The sequence below is a fragment of the Marinomonas phaeophyticola genome (assembly GCF_026966905.1).
Lineage (GTDB): Bacteria > Pseudomonadota > Gammaproteobacteria > Pseudomonadales > Marinomonadaceae > Marinomonas > Marinomonas phaeophyticola.
The window spans coordinates 1-15,871 of record NZ_JAPUBN010000003.1; the positions used below are offsets into that span (position 1 = coordinate 1).

14 protein-coding genes are annotated in these 15,871 nt (G+C 41.6%); 8 read left to right on the forward strand and 6 right to left on the reverse strand.

Annotation, left to right across the window (positions count from 1 at the left end; all coding sequences use genetic code 11):
* Window positions 1-62: 62 nt before the first annotated feature.
* Window positions 63-380 (reverse strand): DMT family transporter, encoded by a 318-nt coding sequence (locus tag O1D97_RS00400; protein ID WP_269121797.1) that lies wholly within the window; start codon window positions 378-380, stop codon window positions 63-65.
* A gap of 105 nt (window positions 381-485) precedes the next feature.
* On the opposite strand from O1D97_RS00400, the gene O1D97_RS00405 reads away from it, so the two are divergent.
* Together O1D97_RS00405 and O1D97_RS00410 are read left to right on the forward strand one after the other, a co-directional pair.
* Window positions 486-1,367: a LysR family transcriptional regulator gene (locus O1D97_RS00405; RefSeq protein WP_269121799.1), complete on the forward strand. Its 882-nt coding sequence runs from the start codon at window positions 486-488 to the stop codon at window positions 1,365-1,367.
* 110 nt (window positions 1,368-1,477) lie between these two features.
* Window positions 1,478-2,410, forward strand: coding sequence for a LysR substrate-binding domain-containing protein (locus O1D97_RS00410; RefSeq protein WP_269121800.1), 933 nt, complete (start codon window positions 1,478-1,480; stop codon window positions 2,408-2,410).
* A gap of 79 nt (window positions 2,411-2,489) precedes the next feature.
* Here O1D97_RS00410 and O1D97_RS00415 read toward each other — a convergent pair whose 3' ends face one another.
* On the reverse strand, window positions 2,490-3,092 hold the full coding sequence (locus O1D97_RS00415; RefSeq protein ID WP_269121802.1) for a short chain dehydrogenase: 603 nt from the start codon (window positions 3,090-3,092) through the stop codon (window positions 2,490-2,492).
* 295 nt (window positions 3,093-3,387) lie between these two features.
* On the opposite strand from O1D97_RS00415, the gene O1D97_RS00420 reads away from it, so the two are divergent.
* From O1D97_RS00420 to xylA, 5 genes are all read left to right on the forward strand, one after another.
* Entirely contained in the window at window positions 3,388-4,299 is a 912-nt protein-coding gene (locus O1D97_RS00420; RefSeq protein ID WP_269121804.1) for a LysR family transcriptional regulator, read from the forward strand.
* A 266-nt stretch (window positions 4,300-4,565) separates the two neighbouring features.
* Window positions 4,566-5,903 (forward strand): omega-aminotransferase AptA, encoded by a 1,338-nt coding sequence (gene aptA / locus O1D97_RS00425; protein WP_269121806.1) that lies wholly within the window; start codon window positions 4,566-4,568, stop codon window positions 5,901-5,903.
* Between the two features lie 57 nt (window positions 5,904-5,960).
* Complete coding sequence (locus O1D97_RS00430; RefSeq protein WP_269121808.1) at window positions 5,961-7,451, forward strand: CoA-acylating methylmalonate-semialdehyde dehydrogenase; 1,491 nt, start codon at window positions 5,961-5,963, stop codon at window positions 7,449-7,451.
* Window positions 7,452-7,833: 382 nt separating this feature from the next.
* Entirely contained in the window at window positions 7,834-8,706 is an 873-nt protein-coding gene (locus O1D97_RS00435) for an urea carboxylase-associated family protein (RefSeq protein WP_269121810.1), read from the forward strand.
* Between the two features lie 204 nt (window positions 8,707-8,910).
* Window positions 8,911-10,230, forward strand: coding sequence for a xylose isomerase (gene xylA / locus O1D97_RS00440; RefSeq protein ID WP_269121811.1), 1,320 nt, complete (start codon window positions 8,911-8,913; stop codon window positions 10,228-10,230).
* Between the two features lie 102 nt (window positions 10,231-10,332).
* On the opposite strand, the gene O1D97_RS00445 is transcribed toward xylA, so the two are convergent.
* Window positions 10,333-11,514 carry a XylR family transcriptional regulator gene (locus O1D97_RS00445; RefSeq protein ID WP_269121813.1) on the reverse strand — a complete coding sequence of 394 codons (1,182 nt, stop codon included), beginning with the start codon at window positions 11,512-11,514 and terminating at the stop codon, window positions 10,333-10,335.
* Between the two features lie 185 nt (window positions 11,515-11,699).
* Window positions 11,700-13,151, reverse strand: coding sequence for a xylulokinase (gene xylB / locus O1D97_RS00450; RefSeq protein WP_269121815.1), 1,452 nt, complete (start codon window positions 13,149-13,151; stop codon window positions 11,700-11,702).
* A gap of 203 nt (window positions 13,152-13,354) precedes the next feature.
* Between xylB and O1D97_RS19730 the strand changes: the two genes are divergently transcribed.
* Window positions 13,355-13,513, forward strand: coding sequence for an Lrp/AsnC ligand binding domain-containing protein (locus O1D97_RS19730; RefSeq protein WP_428981075.1), 159 nt, complete (start codon window positions 13,355-13,357; stop codon window positions 13,511-13,513).
* Window positions 13,514-13,624: 111 nt separating this feature from the next.
* Here O1D97_RS19730 and O1D97_RS00455 read toward each other — a convergent pair whose 3' ends face one another.
* Together O1D97_RS00455 and O1D97_RS00460 are read right to left on the reverse strand one after the other, a co-directional pair.
* Window positions 13,625-14,653: a LacI family DNA-binding transcriptional regulator gene (locus O1D97_RS00455; protein WP_269121817.1), complete on the reverse strand. Its 1,029-nt coding sequence runs from the start codon at window positions 14,651-14,653 to the stop codon at window positions 13,625-13,627.
* Window positions 14,654-14,893: 240 nt separating this feature from the next.
* Window positions 14,894-15,862, reverse strand: a complete 969-nt coding sequence (locus O1D97_RS00460) for a substrate-binding domain-containing protein (RefSeq protein ID WP_269121819.1) — start codon at window positions 15,860-15,862, stop codon at window positions 14,894-14,896.
* Window positions 15,863-15,871: the final 9 nt, after the last annotated feature.

Genomic DNA, 15,871 nt, shown 5'->3' on the forward strand with positions numbered 1-15,871 from the left:
GGACCAGCGTAAAGTTGGCCCGCTTTGCGTTTATGTATTCCTCAAGCCTTGTTTACCCTAGATTAATGGGCGAACTTTAATACCGCCACTCCAAGAATAATCAGTAGTACACCAAAATATCGCATTAGTGAGGCGGGATCGCCATATAGCCAAATGCCTAATAGAAATGTCCCCGATGCACCTATACCGGTCCAAACTGCATAGGCGGTTCCCATAGGAATTTCTTTTTGTGCTAACCAAAGAAATGAGCCGCTAATAACCATAAAAATAATAGCGATACTAATGCCGAGTACTTTTGATTCACTGGTTTGCGCCATTTTTAATCCAATAGGCCAACCGATTTCAGTGAGGCCTGCTAGTAGCAAATATAACCAACTCATGTTTTTGTTTCCTTACCGCTATTGTTTAGGATTGATTGAAGATTTGCATTTGATGGTATCAATAATTATGATAATTAAAAGTTAGTAATCATCGATATTTTTCATATGTTAAGTTTAGAGCAAGTTAATATGCTGGTATTGTCAGCAGAGTTAGGTTCATTTTCCGCTTGTGCTAGGAAGTTAGGCAAAGTTCAGTCGGCGGTTAGCCATGGTATAAGCAGTTTAGAGTTGGATTTAGGTGTTGAATTATTTGATAGAAGTTCACGTAGACCAACCTTAACGCCCGAAGGGGAACGTTTAATACGAACGGCAAAAGCGTTATTAGCGCAATCCTATGAGTTTGAAAAAATTGCTGAATCCATTATGCGTCATGAGGAAAGCGTGCTAACTATCGCGATTGATGATGCCTTACTGATGCCAAATATTGCCTCAGTATTAAAACAGTTTTCTCTCCAGTTTCCTTATGTTGAATTGGATTTAGTCTCAACGGCGTCCCCCGATATTATCCATTCTGTTGCTAACGGTAATGTGGATATTGGCGTGATGTTTTCAGAAATTGAAGCAAACAAAAAAGTCGATTTTTGCTATGTCGGCGGTATAGATTTTATTGCTGTTTGCCACTCAAGCTTTCCATTGGCTGGACAACGCGTTTTTTCAGAATCGGATCTAGCACCGTTTCGGCAAATAGCTGTTCGCGGAGCGTTGAAAAAAGAGTCTCAAGCGTTAATTAGTATGACGCCTAGTGTTTGGTGGTGTTCCAGTAATTACAGCGTGCTAGAACTCGTTAAACAACAAATAGGTTGGGCCTACTTGCCACTTTATTTAGTTCAACCTCTTATTGAAAATGGCAGTATATGTAAAATTGATGCCGCTTTTGATCATAAGCCTTGGTCAATTCCAGTGGATTTGGTATCAAAGAAAGGGGCTCATCGTGGCCCAGCCTATCAATACTTCTTTGAAACCTGTAAACATGCGTTTTCACTCTGATGGGGAATTTTAGAATGATTGAGAGTTTGAGAATAATTGAGAGTTTGAGCGATTATTGCCCGAGTAATAATACGAATAAAACAAGAATGCCATAGAGGGAACGTTATAGTATGAAAAAATGGGGGGCTCATCAGGGACGTTTACCGACTCTCAATCACTTAATTGCCTTAGAGGCGACGGCAAGGTTGGGAAGTTTTAGTGCAGCAGCGCAAGAAATGCATTTAACTCAAGGAGCCGTTGCACAGCAAATTAGAGGTTTAGAAAAAGATTTAGGTGGTCCGTTATTTGAGCGCTTACCAAGAGGCTTGGAGGTGAATAGTAAGGGCAAAGAATACATTAATCGACTTAATTTGGCCTTAGGCATTATTGAAGAGGCGACAAAAGTGCTGCTTGCCGATGAGGCAGTAGGCGATCAAAATCAAATTATGCTCAGCACTACCCCTTCATTTGCTAGTCGGTGGCTTATTCCTCGCTTACCCAAACTGTATGATACTTATCCAAACATCTCAGTCATGATTGATGCTTCCAATACGTTACGTCGTTTTCATGGGGAGAATAAAATTGATATGGCGGTTCGTTGGGGAACCACGCCCTTTGCGGATGGCCATGCTCGATTCTTATTGCCAGGCAAAGCGATCCCCGTTTGTTCTCCAGGCTTTCTTGAAGGTAAAGAGCGGTTAAATCCAGAAGAGCTTGAAGGAATCCCCCTTATTTCTGATAGCCATAACAGTTGGCAAACTTGGTATGATTCGTTTGGTGTGGCTGGTAGTGAGGTGCATGGGCCAGTCTTTTCTCTATCCAGTCATGCTCTCGAAGCCGCCGAACAAGGTATGGGTGTTGCTTTGGTACCAAAGTTACTTGTGCAAGCGGCTTTAGAATCAGGACGCCTTGTTGAAGCCATGTCAGAGGAGTATCAGCTGGATACGAAAGCAGGGTATTTTTTGGTAACAAATGAGCAAGTCTCAGATGATTCCGCCTTGGGTAAGGTGATTAACTGGATGCTTGACGAAGCAAAAACACTTCCCCAAAATAGCCAAGATTAACGTAATAAAAAAACAGTGCAGTAATCTCATTGTAGATTATCTGCACTGTAGGACATTATTTTTATGTCATAATGAGTTATTAAAAAACGATTCGCATTGTCTGACCAGTCTGCAGTCCTTCAACGCTTTTCGCGTACCCTAGAGCCGCTCGTGCTGCAGGGACAGGGCAGTGGCCGCGGAAGAAAGCGCCGTAATTCTCCATTGCTTCTTCAATGACTCCAGGGCTGACAACATTGAGGCGTTGACCTCTTGGCATCTCTAATGCAGCGGCCATAACAAAACCACTAAGGGCACAAGCTACCATAGAAGCCGAGCTTCCCATTGGAATTGGGTCATGATCGGTAACACCGGAACTGAGAGTGAAAGAGCCGCCATCATTGATGTACTCGCTGCCTATGAGAACAAGATTCACTTGCCCCATTAGTTTGTCTTTTAAACCAAACTCGTAATCTTCGGTTGTAAACTCAGGAAAAGGCGCCCATTTCACATGACCCGCACAGCTAATAACAGCGTCGAACTTACCTGCCTTTTTAAATGCATTACGTATAGATGCGGTGTCAGTAATGTCCATAATGAGATCACCAGAAGTACGGCCAGCCGTTACTATTTCATGACGTTGGCCTAATTCTTTCGCTACCGCTTTGCCTATTGTTCCTGTCGCGCCTATTAAAATAATTCTCATGTGTCTTTCCTTTATTAAACGAAATAATTTATGAATCAGTGTGTTTAATATAGTGCTAAAGAAGGGAGACTGACCAATCATATAATTTATCGATAGGCAGTAGATTAATTACAGTCTAGTTTTGAATAAACGAGTATAAAGCGGGTCTATTGTTTATACACACTGGCGCATCTCTACCTTCTACCCATCATAGAAATATTGTAGTATGGCGTTTGCTTTCTGCATGTTTGGATGCATGCCATTACTTTTACTCCGAGTCAGTTTACATCTACAATATCGTCTATTGGAAAGATCTATGAAAAAAGAATTTAAAGCCTACACAGGGCAGGTAACTGATATCGATTTACGCCAGTTTAGAATTTTTAAAATGGTGGTTGATTGTGGTGGTTTTGCAGCGGCGGAAGTGGCGTTAAATATCAGTCGACCTGCAATCAGTATGGCCGTATCGGACCTAGAAGCGCGTCTCAAAATGACCTTGTGTCAAAGAGGAAGAGCAGGGTTCTTTCTAACCGATGAAGGTCGAGGTATTTATGAAGCCATTGTGCAACTATTCGCATCAATGGAAGTGTTTAAATTACAAGTAAATGGTCTTCACTCGTTTCTTAAAGGCGATCTTAATATTGGTATCTCTGATAATTTAGTGACCTTGGAACACATGAACATCAGTAAGGCCTTAGCCTCTCTGAAAGAAAGAGGGCCGGACATTAATATCAATATTCGAATGGCTCCCCCAATAGATATAGAGCGTGGTGTGATGGACGGGCAGCTGCACGTTGGTGTTGTTCCTCATGCAAGGTCGCTTCCTAACATTGAATATTTTAATTTATATGACGAAGAGTCTTATCTTTACTGTAGTAACACACACCCGCTTTATAATGCAGAAACGCTGAGTGTCGAAGATGTCATTGCAGCAGACATGGTGGTATCGACCTATGGAAGAACACCTTCTATTAGCGGTTTTACACAATCTTTTCATACAACAGCGCAAGCTTCGGATAAAGAAGGTATCGCTTTCTTAGTCTTGACCGGGGCTTATATTGGTTTTTTACCAGCACATTTTGCGGAACGTTGGTTTGAAAAAGGGGCGCTTAAAACACTGATGCCAGAACTTTTTCAGTATTCTACTAGTTATGCAGCGATTACTCGTAAAGGCGCTAAGCCCAATCGAATCGTTGATACACTCATGAAATTGCTGGTTAACGATTAGATATTATTCTTTTTCTCAGACTGATGAATCCCTGAGATGCCTGTCAGTCTGCACTTTACCTTTTCGTTCTTGATATTTTTTATTCCTTCCTATTTGTGGCTTATTGTCGAGAATTTTGTCTTCGTTTTGCTCTCTTTATCTGAATTCTGTTAGTTAACCTACAGCTTAACTAATGGTAAATTTATTTGGATTTAAAAAATTAGATGGGAGCGCATAATCGAATGCATTACTAAGTCCTACAACATATTTTAGATTAGGGTGACGCTATGAATGAAAAACAATCTGCACATGGATTATCACAAGCACAGCTTGATTCGTTTTGGATGCCATACACAGGCAACAGACAGTTTAAGCAAGATCCCCGTATCATTGTTTCAGCGGAAGGTAATTATTATACCGATGCCGATGGTCGTAAAATTTTCGACGGCCTTTCAGGATTATGGACATGCGGTGCAGGTCACAGTCGACCAGAAATTACCGAAGCGGTGAGTAAGCAAATTAAGCAATTAGACTACTCACCTTCGTTTCAGTTTGGTCACCCAAAGGCGTTTGAATTAGCTCATAAAATTACTGAATTTATGCCTGAAGGGCTAAATCGTGTATTTTTTACAGGATCGGGTTCTGAATCTGTAGAAACTGCATTGAAGATTGCGAGAGCGTATTGGCGTAAAAAAGGCATGGCCAGTAAAACTCGTTTTATAGGCCGTGCAAAAGGTTACCATGGCGTTAACTTTGGTGGCTTAAGTGTGGGGGGGATTAGTGCTAATCGAACTCTATATGGACAGGGTATTGATGCGATTCACATGCCTCACACCATGATTGAAGAAAACTTATTTAGTGTCGGTATGCCGCAAAAAGGGGCTTACATTGCAGATGAATTGGAGTCTTTGATCGCCATTCATGATGCATCTAATATTGCCGCGGTTATTGTTGAGCCGTTAGCTGGTTCGGCTGGGGTAATTCCTCCGCCACAAGGTTATTTGAAACGTCTGCGTGAAATATGTGATAAGCATAATATTCTGTTGATTTTTGATGAAGTGATCACGGCGTTTGGTCGTATGGGATCAAAAACAGGAGCAGAGGCATTTGGTGTGATACCTGATTTAATGACAACAGCAAAACAATTAACCAATGGTACTGTACCAATGGGAGCTGTTATCGCTAAACAAGAGATATACGATACATTTATGGCTGAAGGTGGCCCAGAGTACATGATGGAGATTCCTCATGGTTATACTTATTCTGCTCACCCAGTAGCTTGTGCCGCGGCTCTGGCTACTTTAAATCTACTTCAGGAAGATAAGTTAATTGAGCGTGTTAACAGTATTTCACCTCATTTTCAAAAGCTGATTCACAGTTTGAAAGGGTCTCAGTATGTGTCTGATATTCGAGATTATGGATTAACTGGAGCCTTGACGATTGCACCGGCTCCTGGTGAACCTGCGCTACGTCCGTATCAGATCGCGATGAAGTGTTGGGAAAAAGGATTCTATGTGCGTTATGGCGGCGATACGATTCAACTTGGCCTACCGTTCACCACTGAATTGAATGAAATAGACAATGTAATTAACGCTGTAGGCGACTCAATTAATGAGTTGAGCTGATCTAAACACGGTATTTATTGGTCGGATAGACCGAACAAAAAGATTGAGGAAGAACTGATGACTATAGTAGGCCACCTAATTAATGGCGAAATGAGTACTGAAGCAAAACGTACGCAAGACGTATTTAACCCATCTACGGGCGCGGTATCTAAACAAGTTGCTTTAGCGTCTGTTGAGACTGTTGAAGAAGCTATTGCGGCGGCAGAAAAAGCATTTCCTGAATGGCGTAATACACCGCCAGCAAAACGTGCTCAAGTAATGTATCGTTTTAAACAATTGTTGGAAGATAATGCGGCCAAAATTTGCGAATTGATCGGTAAAGAGCATGGCAAAATTGTTCATGATGCTGGTGGCGAGTTAAAACGTGGTATTGAGAATGTAGAATACGCTTGTGGCGCACCAGAATTATTGAAAGGTGAGCATAGCCGTAATGTTGGGCCAAGCATTGATTCATGGAGTGAGTTCCAACCATTAGGTGTCGTAGCGGGTATTACACCATTTAACTTCCCTGCAATGGTGCCATTATGGATGTTTCCGATGGCGATTGTTTGTGGTAATACCTTTGTGCTTAAGCCTTCGGAAAGAGATCCGTCCTCTACTTTATTTATCGCACAACTATTACAAGAAGCGGGCTTACCTAATGGGGTTTTGAATGTTGTTAATGGCGACAAAGAAGCGGTAGATGTGCTTTTGTCTGACGATCGTGTAAAAGCGGTTAGCTTTGTTGGTTCTACACCAATTGCTGAATATATTTACAGCACCGCTACGGCTAATGGCAAGCGTTGTCAGGCACTCGGAGGCGCTAAAAACCACGCGATTGTTATGCCTGATGCCGATATGGATAATGCCGTTAATCAGTTAGTTGGCGCTGCGTTTGGTTCTTCAGGCGAACGTTGTATGGCACTTTCTGTTGCTGTTGCTGTCGGTGAAGAGGCGGCTAATGCATTGGTTTCCAAAATGAAAGCGGCGATGACATCTTTAAAAGTAGGTGCGTTTAGCAACGAAAAAAATGACTTTGGTCCAGTAATTACTCGTCAACATCAAGAAAAAGTAAATGGCTATATTGATAGTGCCGAGGCCGATGGTGCCGTTATCGTCGTTGATGGACGTAATCCTGAAGTAGTTGGCTATGAAGGCGGTTTCTTCGTTGGTGCAACTTTAATCGATGGTGTAACCGCCAATATGACGAGCTATCAGGAAGAAATCTTTGGGCCAGTATTACAAGTGGTTCGAGTGGATAGCATGGAAGTGGCAATGAAACTTATTAACGACCATGAATACGGTAACGGTACTTGTATCTTTACCCGCGATGGTGAAGCGGCTCGTTATTTCTCTGATAATATTCAGGTTGGTATGGTGGGCATCAACGTTCCCCTGCCAGTGCCTGTTTCTTATCATAGTTTTGGTGGTTGGAAGCGATCTTTATTCGGTGATCTGCATGCTTATGGTCCAGATGCCGTGCGTTTCTATACAAAACGTAAAACCATCACCCAGCGTTGGCCTTCAAGTGGCGTTCGAGAAGGTGTGTCATTCTCTTTCCCGAGCTAATCTACCTAAGGCAAACTTTCTAGGTTAAATATCGTAATAGCCTAGTCATAAGGCTCTTCATTTTCTGAGTTTGATGAGCCGCGTTCGATTTAGATACTACCCTCCCTTACAGGGCTTTCTTAATGAGAGTCCTGTTTTTTTTTATAACGACCAGTTGAACATTATTTAAGTGATCTAGATGGGGTTGTAATCGCTGTAAGATCATTGGATGTTTAATCTAAAATAGCGAAAGCGTTATTTGCTAATTCAAAAGATATGTACGTTTAAGGTAAACATTATGATAATAGGGTTTATAGGGGCAGGCGCTATTGCCGAGGCTTTTATTAATAGTAATGTAGCTAAGTAACCTTACTAACAAATGACAGAAACACGGAGCTCGTTTATGACTACATCAAGTGTAACAACCGATAATATGTTTGCACCAGCTGATGCTCAGACGCGTCGTTCGGCAAAACCAGTGATTTGCTATGATGTGGATTGCTTACCGGAATACGATGCCGCCTTATATCAGAAGGCAAGAAATGGGATGCAAAAGATATCAGAAGTGATCGTACCAGCTCGTGACGGAGCGACATTTAACGTACCTGCAGGACATTTTTTTCGAATTGTTAGTATCGAGGGTCCTCAAGTTGGCGACCTGAATTTATGGAATGCTCATGATTTATCAGAACGTTTTTTCAGCGGTAAAACTCGCCAGTTGCACGCGAGTCATGTAACGACGGGTGATCGCTTATGGAGTAATTTGCCGGGTCTTCGACCAATGGCGACCATTACTCATGATACGTTAGGTTGGTATGGTTGGGATGAAGACGGAGCAGGCGTACATGATGTGATTGGGACTCGATGTGATCCTTATACCAATGCAATGCTAAAAGGGGTGGATTACAATAATTGCTGCCATTCTAATTTAACAAGAGCTTTGTCTGCATCAACGGATTTGCCAATTAGCCAAGCGGAACCTCATATCCATGACGTACTGAATGTTTTCATGTGTACAGGATTTACCAATGACACCAAGCAATATTTTATGAAAGCTAGCCCAGTTCGCCCAGGCGACTTTATTGAATTTTTTGCTGAAATTGATCTTTTAGGTGCCTTATCAGCTTGTCCTGGAGGCGATTGTGGCAGTAGTCACTCTGACGATAAAACGCCCTGTTATCCATTACGTGTCGAGATTTATAAACCCGTTGATGGTGTCTTATCAGATTGGCAGTCTCCTCAAAAAAGTGGCTATTCAGGCAAACACGGAGTTTAAATTCTTTTTCTTATAATAAGCTTGATAAGCCTCTATTGAGCTTGTTCTCCCACCTCATTTTCTAATGGTAGAGAGATTGTTTGCCCTCTGATTCTCAAAATAAATAACCACGTCATTAAATTTCGTAATTGATGTCTGACGCTAAAAAAACAATGATGAATCATGAGTAAAAACAATAATTAAAACTATTTCAGAGGTGCTGATATGAGTGAGTTTTTTGACAATGTCCCATTTGTAAAATTTGAGGGAGTAGATTCTACAAACCCGTTTGCCTTTAAACATTACGATGCTAAAAAAGTGTTGTTGGGTAAAACCATGGAAGAACACCTAAGAATGGCGGCTTGTTATTGGCATAATTTCTGTTGGCAAGGAAGTGATGTGTTTGGGGCGAATACGTTTGAACGCCCTTGGTATAAAGCGGACTCCGAAATGGCCGCGGCAAAAATGAAAGCCGATGCCGCATTTGAGTTTTTTACAAAATTGGGTATTTCTTATTACAGCTTCCATGATGTAGATGTGAGCCCAGAAGGTAAGTCGATAAAAGAATACATTAGTAACTTCTCGGCTATGGTCGATGTATTGCAAGAGAAGCAAGAAACGACCGGCATGAAACTGTTATGGGGAACCGCAAATGCGTTCTCAAATCCTAGATACATGTCTGGTGCAGCCTCAAATCCTAACCCTGAGATCTTTGCCTACGCTGCGACTCAAGTGTTCCATGCGATGAATGCCACTCATGCATTAAAAGGTCAGAACTATGTCTTGTGGGGTGGCCGAGAAGGATATGAGACCCTTTTGAATACGGATTTAAAACGTGAGCGTGCCCAGTTAGGTCGTTTTATGCAAATGGTGGTTGAGCATAAATATAAAATTGGTTTTACTGGTACTTTATTGATTGAGCCAAAACCAGCAGAACCAACAAAACATCAGTACGATTACGATACAGCTACCGTTTATGGCTTTCTAAAGGAGTTTGGTCTTGAGAAAGAAATTAAGGTGAATATTGAAGCAAACCATGCCACTTTGGCGGGTCATAGTTTTCATCATGAAATTGCGACAGCCTGCTCTCTTGGTCTTTTAGGCTCTGTTGATGCGAATCAAGGTGACGCTCAATTGGGTTGGGATACAGATCAATATCCAACCAGTGTAGAAGAGTATACCCTAATCACTTATGAGATATTAAAAGCAGGCGGCTTCCAAAGTGGCGGCTATATGTTTGATACTAAGTTACGTCGTCAATCCACGAACTTAGAAGACTTATTCCATGGTCATATTGGTGCTATGGATACGTTAGCCTTGTCTTTAGAGCGAGCGGTGAAAATGATTGAAGGCGAGGCATTAAGTAAATACGTTGATCAGCGTTATGCTAAATGGAATGATGAGCTTGGGACAGGTATCTTAGCGGGTAAGCAATCATTAGCCAGCCTAGCGGCACATGTAACCGATAATGATTTGAACCCACAACCTGTATCTGGTCAGCAAGAAATGTTAGAAAATATCGTTAATGGTTATATCTATCGTTAATTGATTGTTACTGTTAAACAGCAATAGCAAAGGGCCTGTGATTGGCCCTTTTTTTATGGTAGAAATAACGCCTTTCTATCATTAATATTGAATTATAGAGTCTTAATTACCTGTATTTAGGCGAGAAGACACGCGATATTCTCCTGGTGTCATACCGATATTTTTTCGCATAACGGTGTACATATATTGCACCGAAGGGTAACCACAAATACGTGAAATCTCATCAAATGCTAAGTCAGTAGAGGTTACCAATTCACAGGCTCGATAAAACTTAGTCATGTGTAATTGTTCGTGCATTGAACAACCGACTTCATCAATAAAGCGTGTTTCTAAATTGGTTCTGGATATACCGACACTGTCGACAACCTGAGCGACCTTAATGCCTCGACAGGCGTTATGACGAATAAAGTGCATAGCTTGAATAACATACGGATCTCGTAATGCCCTGTAGTCAGTTGATTGCCTTTCTTCTATGCCTGTTGGGTCGACTATCATTAGCGAGTTTTCTACAGCATAGCCAGATAGCATTCTGTGTAAAATTTTAGCGGCTTCATAACCCATTTGTTTACAACCTTGGGTAACGGAAGACAAGGCGGTACGATTTAGATAACGAGCCATGCTTTCATTATCAATGCCAATTACGGCCACTTCTTCCGGAACCAGAATGTTAAGATGGTCGCAAGCTTGTAATAAGTGACGGGCTCGAGAGTCCGTGACGGCAATAATACCAATCGGTTTTGGAAGGCTTTGAAGCCAGCTTTCTAGGTTTTGTTGGGCGGTGTCCCATAATTCGGCGGTAGTGCAAAGGCCTTGATTTACATGGGGGTGATAACCATCAGAGCTAACTTGTTCGATAAAAGCGTGCTCTCTTTCTTTAGACCAACGACTGTAAGATGTATCTGGCATGCCGTAAAACGCAAATTGCGGTAAACCTTTGCGCTTTAAATGTTCGTAGGCAAGTTTAACTAGTGCGGCGTTATCGGTTGCGACATAAGGTAGGCGAGGGTAGTCGTCTTTATGATGGTAGGAGCCACCAATCGCCACCATAGGGATGTCCGTTTCTTTTAATATTTCTTCTACTTCTGGATTATCGAAATCGGCAATGATACCGTCACCTTTCCAGCTCTTAAGACTGTCTAGTCGATAGCGAAAATCGTCTTCAAAATAGATGTCCCAATCACATTGGGCGGCTTGTAAATACTCTCCGATTCCTTCAACTATTTGTCTGTCGTAGACCTTGTTGGCATTAAAAACTAAGTTAAGTCGATAGCGTTTTTCAAACATACGAATCATCTCGAAATTTTTATTTTTAGGAGTGTCTTTTAACTATCTTAACCTTGAAGAGGGTTGATGTGTTAGGGAATTGTCATGTATGCATAAGTGGACAAGCGGGCCACGGCCGAAAAGAGGCGAAGTTAAATTGCTTAAATAACAATCACTTCTAGACCGTGTAACGCTTTGTTGTTTAACTATTGGATACCTTTTACTCTTTGATAAAGTGATTGAAAGCGTTCTTTTTTAATAAGATATTCAGCGGTTTTCTGAGGGTTAGGATGATACATTTTTACTAACTTAGGTTTACTGCAAATGTCTTTTAATGCAGAGGGGCCGTGAACACTTAGTGCCGCTAAACGAGCCGCCCCTAATGATGGACCTATCTCTCCACCCTCACGATAAGCCATGGGCACATTGCACACATCGGCAAGGAGTTGCAGCCAGTAATGACTTCTTGCTCCTCCACCAATCACATCGATGGTATCACTGATTTTTTGAGCGGATCGAACCGCATCAAGTCCATCCAATAACGCAAAGCTAACACCCTCAAGTACAGAGGACACTAAATCGGCGGCGGTTGTATCGTGAGTCATTCCCCAAAAAACACCTTTTGCATTGGGATCATTATGAGGCGTTCTTTCTCCACTTAAATAAGGTAAAAAGATAACTTGACTATGACTGTTTTGATTGTTTTCTGCCGCAATTAATGCCGCTTCTACCGATTCAAATTGAGCCAGTTTTGTTACCCAATCTAAGCAGCTAGCCGCGCTGAGAATGACAGACATAGTATGCCAGGTATTTGGAATGGCATGACCGAAGCTGTGAAGTGCTTCTGCTGGATTCGCGGTAAAACCTTCGCTGACAGAGAAAATAACCCCAGAGGTACCTAAAGAAAGCATAGTTTGCTGTTCTTCAATGATGCCCATACCAATGGCTCCAGCGGCATTATCACCTCCCCCTGCCACAACAGGAACAATTGGCATACTCCAACGTTTAGCCACTGCTTTATCTAATTCTCCAGTGATGTCCGATCCTTCAAAGACGGTTGGCATGTGTTCAATACCTAGGCCCGTTGCCTGTAACATATGTTCACTCCAACCGCGTTGTTCCATGTCGAGCCATAAGGTACCGGAAGCATCGGAAACATCGGTCGCAAAGTCTCCCGTCATGCAAAAACGCAAATAATCTTTTGGTAATAATACCTTCTTAATTTGGGCAAAAATGTCAGGTTCATTGTTTTTTACCCATAATAGTTTAGGCGCCGTAAAACCAGGCATCACCAGATTACCGGTAATGGACTGTACTTCTGGGCAGAATTTTTGCAATAAATGGCACTCTTCAAACGAGCGACCATCATTCCAAAGAATGGCTGGTCTGAGGACTTGATTGTCTTGTCCAAGTAAGGTTGCACCATGCATCTGACCCGAAAGGCCTATGGCTTTAACATTTTCCAATGAATGCTCTTTTGATAAGGCTATCATGGCGTCATCCGTTGCTTGCCACCAACTTTCAGGGTCTTGTTCTGACCAAAGTGCTTGTGGACGTGAAACAGAAAGAGGGGAGGATTGACTTGCTTTAACATGACCATCTTCCGTTAATAAGATGACTTTTACGCCTGAAGTTCCAAGGTCTATACCTAAATACATAACGAATCCTATAAAATGATGGATAACATAACTCATAAAATCCAGTCTGCCTATTGGTCGTTATTAACAATAGACGTCTCACTGATTATTTTTATTTGAGAGAATAGCCTTTTAAGTGTAAACCGAGGTTTTTACACGAGGAATTATCTTTTTTCATTTGTTGGTAGCGTTTTTTATACATAATGCAGAGTTAACAAAGTGATATGATTTCTACTCACCATAGATCAAGCCGTTGGGATTTCATTGCTGTGGTACAAACGCGTTCTCTAGCGGAGTTTAATAATGTGTTAAACGATGTAAGATCCATTGATGGAATAAAAAGTACGGAGTCTAATCTGTTGTTAGATAGTATGATTTTTTAATTATTAGAGTGTACGTTGAATTTATAAAAAAGTACCCTGACAACTATTTTTGGAACTTTTATCATAGGTGGTTATTCAATATACAAAATCAGAGTATGCCCAAAATAGTGATTACAGGTCTACTTGCAGTCGTTGATCAATTGGTGGAGGACAGGAGCTTTCTCTGACGATAAGTTGTGTAGGAAGGGTCATTTCTGGGTTGGGTTTTTTACCTGATAGGATGTCCAATAGTAACTTCATAGAGGTTTCCCCAATCAGTTGTCTTGGTTGATGGATAGTGGTTAATTCAGGTACACAATATTCACTTAGAGCGAGATTATCAAAGCCGATAACAGAGAGCTCACTCGGAACGGCCACTTGCATTTCACGGGCGATTTTGAGTACGCCAATCGCTGCTTCATCGCTGTGACAAACAATGGCAGATGGTGGATTCTTGAGCGACAGTAATTGTCTGCCAAGATTGTACCCGGAAATAAAAGAGAGGTCGCTTTCAAGAATATAAGACTCTGTAATGGGGAGTTTCCATTTCTTCATGGTTTCTTTGTAACCATTCGTGCGAGCATTAAACACAGGGTTCTCTATTTTTCCAGTAATACAGGCAATTTTGTGATGCCCCATCATTATTAAGTACTCAACTCCTTTTTTAGCGCTGTAATTATTGTCTATGTGAACGGTTGGCACGGCAATATCGGAAAAGTATTCACCAGCAATCACAATCGGCAATTTTATTTCGCCTTGAGCATTAATGATCATAGATTCTGGGATATCAGAGGAGAGGGACAATACACCATCAACCAGTTTGCTTTCAAACAATTCAAAGTAGCTGCCAATTCGAGAAGATTCATTTCCCGTGTCTCCAATGAGCAGTTTGTAACCATGCTTATGAGCTAACGCTTCAATACCGTGAACGACATCAGAGAAAAAAGTGCTGTCTATATTGGGTAGCACAACAACTATGGTTTTGGATTCACTCTTTCGCAAACTGCGGGCAAGACCATTCGGCGAATAACCAACATCTAATGCGGCTTTTTCGACTTTTTCACGAGTGCTTGGCGATACAATCTCTGGGTTAGCTAAGGCTCTTGACACGGTCGCTGTAGACACACCCGCAAGTCTTGCTACATCTTTAACCGTAGCCATGGGAATCCAATATCAAAACAAGTGAATGACGGGTGGTATTCAAAAGGACGACCTTACAAAATAGGGTTAGATCAAAAAAACGGCATATCTTAACAAAAAATCGATCACAAACACATTATCTATAGTCTATGTGGTGGTGGATTTAAGGGATAAATCATTAGGGCCTAAACCCTAATGATTTTTCGGGTGACTTTCTTTTTAAGAGAATGCTCTTATTGTGAAAAATCACCGTTACTTATCTTAATAAGCCGCATCTTTAAAGTAGTAATCCGCGGCGTTTTCTTTGGTCACTAAATCAGCGCCTAAAATTAGACGAGAAGGAGAGTGGTATAAATGCCCCATTTTCTCATTTTTAACACCATGAACCGCAAGCGCAATACCAGAGGCAATCATGGATGGGCTGTAGGTAACAGTAGCACGAACTAATTTATGATCATGTTGGATCAGCTCGATAATATCTTTTGAACCTGCACCACCAAGAACGGTTTTAATATCAGTACGTCCCGCTTCTTCAATCGCTTTTAAAACACCTTTTAGCATGTCGTCATCTTGACACCAAACAGCATCAATTTTAGGGTGTTTTTGTAAGAAGTTTTCCATGACGGATAACGCTTTTTGAGTAGACCAATCACCTGGTTGAGAATCTAAAATATTAATGTTTGGATAGGAAGCCATCACATCATTAAACGCGTCAACACGCTGTTTATTGATTGGAATTTGCAAACCTTCAATGACAACGACATTACCTTTACCAGACATTTCTTCCGCTAACCATTGTGCGCCAACTCGACCTAAGCCAGGGTTATCGCCAGCGATGAATACGTCCTGAGACGGTGTAGCAAGTTCACGGTCAACAATAACCGTGTAAATATCTTCGTTATAGGCTTCTTCGATTACTTTTTGCAAAGTGGCTGGGTTATGAGGCAAAATAACCAACGCATCGATACCTTTAATCATTAAATCTTCCACATCTCCAACTTGTTTAGAACCTGAGCTGGCCGCAACAACGTAGAATTCGATGTCTTTTTCTTGTTCCTTAAGTTCTTTGACGGCTTTATTAGCCCACCATAAGAGACCGGCGGTCCAGCCATGATCGGCTGAAGGAACACTGACACCCACTTTATAGGTTGCCGCATAACTGCTACTAATGAAGGCAAACAGCATAGTGAATACTGTAAATACTCTCATGATCTTATTCTTATTTTTCATGCAAACTCT

Coding starts and splice junctions, on each gene's coding strand:
- O1D97_RS00400 (WP_269121797.1), bottom strand. CDS start 380: ATGAGTTGGTTATATTTGCTACTAGCAGGCCTCACTGAAATCGGTTGG.
- O1D97_RS00405 (WP_269121799.1), top strand. CDS start 486: ATGTTAAGTTTAGAGCAAGTTAATATGCTGGTATTGTCAGCAGAGTTA.
- O1D97_RS00410 (WP_269121800.1), top strand. CDS start 1,478: ATGAAAAAATGGGGGGCTCATCAGGGACGTTTACCGACTCTCAATCAC.
- O1D97_RS00415 (WP_269121802.1), bottom strand. CDS start 3,092: ATGAGAATTATTTTAATAGGCGCGACAGGAACAATAGGCAAAGCGGTA.
- O1D97_RS00420 (WP_269121804.1), top strand. CDS start 3,388: ATGAAAAAAGAATTTAAAGCCTACACAGGGCAGGTAACTGATATCGAT.
- aptA (WP_269121806.1), top strand. CDS start 4,566: ATGAATGAAAAACAATCTGCACATGGATTATCACAAGCACAGCTTGAT.
- O1D97_RS00430 (WP_269121808.1), top strand. CDS start 5,961: ATGACTATAGTAGGCCACCTAATTAATGGCGAAATGAGTACTGAAGCA.
- O1D97_RS00435 (WP_269121810.1), top strand. CDS start 7,834: ATGACTACATCAAGTGTAACAACCGATAATATGTTTGCACCAGCTGAT.
- xylA (WP_269121811.1), top strand. CDS start 8,911: ATGAGTGAGTTTTTTGACAATGTCCCATTTGTAAAATTTGAGGGAGTA.
- O1D97_RS00445 (WP_269121813.1), bottom strand. CDS start 11,514: ATGTTTGAAAAACGCTATCGACTTAACTTAGTTTTTAATGCCAACAAG.
- xylB (WP_269121815.1), bottom strand. CDS start 13,151: ATGTATTTAGGTATAGACCTTGGAACTTCAGGCGTAAAAGTCATCTTA.
- O1D97_RS19730 (WP_428981075.1), top strand. CDS start 13,355: ATGATTTCTACTCACCATAGATCAAGCCGTTGGGATTTCATTGCTGTG.
- O1D97_RS00455 (WP_269121817.1), bottom strand. CDS start 14,653: ATGGCTACGGTTAAAGATGTAGCAAGACTTGCGGGTGTGTCTACAGCG.
- O1D97_RS00460 (WP_269121819.1), bottom strand. CDS start 15,862: ATGAAAAATAAGAATAAGATCATGAGAGTATTTACAGTATTCACTATG.